Raw genomic sequence first — 1598 nt, 5'->3', positions numbered from 1 at the left:
AAAACTATTACTGACTGCGCATGCTGTGTATATGAGTAAGAAACCGTTTCAAGAGCAGACTATTGATGTGTAAGTTTGTTTTTATTAAAAAGGGGGATTTGTGCTTGACTTTTATCACAGTATCTGATGTTAGTGAAAAGGAATGGCATTTCTCTGCTGGTCATGCCAACGAAATCCTTTCCAAATTAAGGACGCAGCCTCGAACCCTTTCTGATGTTTGTGAGAAAATTTTTCAAGGTATTGCCACCAGTGCGGACAAAATCTATTTCCTTGAGCACATTGCTGAAAAAGATGGTGTCATTACAGCTTATTCAAAATCATTGAACAAGGAAATAACAATTGAGAAAGGCTTTGTAAAACCTCTTTTAAAAGGCGCGGATGTTCATCGTTACTTGATGCTTGCGCCCAACATATGGAACATTTTCCCATATAAAATTGAGAATGGTAAAGCGATTCTTTATTCGCAGAATGAAATAAAAAAGTACTTTCCGATGGCATGGAAGTATTTGCTTGAGAATAGAAAGGAATTGGAAAATAGAGAACGTGGCAGAATGAAACACGATAAATTCTATGCCTACATATACCCCAAAAATCTAACTGAATTTGAAAGGGAGAAAATTGTAACACCGGATATCGCTTCTATGTGCCAAATGTCTCTTGATGATAAAGGAATCTATCATACTACTACAATATATAGTTTTGCTTTTAAAAGGAACTCAAATGAGTCAATGAAATATTACTTGGCTTTGCTTAATTCAAAATTGTTGTGGTATTTTGTGACTGCGACTGGTTCTATATTGCGAGGCAACTATTTTCGCTTCAAAACAAATTATCTGATGCCTTTCCCAATTCCTCCTGAACTTTCCAATACCGATCAACAACCTTTCGTTGCACATGTCGACCAGATCCTTTCCCTGAAAAAATCCGATCCGCAAGCCGACACCAACGCATTGGAGAACGAAATTGACCAGATGGTTTATAAATTATACGGGTTGACAGAGGAGGAAATCGCCATTGTTGAAGGAGAATATTGATCAGCTTGCCTGCCTGCTGCGCCGCGGCGCAGCAGGCAGGCAAGGCACGCAGACAGGTGCGCTTTATCAAAAAATGAATAGTCTTATTAAGTAAAGTAAGCAAGTTAAATTTCTCAAGTAGCTAAAAGATTTGAAAATAAGATGAAAAAGAATAGAATTGCTTAAAGATGGCAGAAGAAGTTAAGGAAACATTGAAAAAGGAGCAAATGTAAAATGTTCGACCCCTTCAATTCTTATTCAGCAGGATTGAGAAGGAACGAATTAATTAATTTAAAGATTTCTGATATTGATTCAGATAGGATGGTTATAAATATTATTGGAGCAAAAGGTAATAAAGATCGAATTTCTCTACTTTCTAATAATTTCCTTAAATTATTAGAAAACTATTATAAAATATATAAACCTAAAGAATATTTATTTGAAGGTGCTTCTGGCGGGAAATATTCACCAACAAGTATTGCAAATATTCTAAAAAAAGGAGTAACAAAGGCTGGAACAAATAAAAATGTTACTCCACATATGTTAAGATACAGTTTTGCAACACATTTATTAGAACAGGGAACT

2 protein-coding genes are annotated in these 1598 nt (G+C 35.4%); both read left to right on the top strand.

Annotated elements, in window-relative coordinates:
* The first annotated feature begins 104 nt into the window (after nt 1–104).
* A complete protein-coding gene (locus tag U9Q18_04110; protein ID MEA3313540.1) occupies nt 105–1034 on the top strand; it encodes a TaqI-like C-terminal specificity domain-containing protein in 930 nt (309 codons plus the stop codon).
* A 213-nt stretch (nt 1035–1247) separates the two neighbouring features.
* On the top strand, nt 1248–1598 hold a 351-nt coding region (locus tag U9Q18_04105; protein MEA3313539.1), incomplete at its 3' end, for a tyrosine-type recombinase/integrase.

The organism is Caldisericota bacterium, assembly GCA_034717215.1.
In the GTDB taxonomy this organism is placed as follows: Bacteria; Caldisericota; Caldisericia; order Caldisericales; family Caldisericaceae; genus UBA646.
This window is presented reverse-complemented; position numbering and strand designations above follow the sequence as displayed.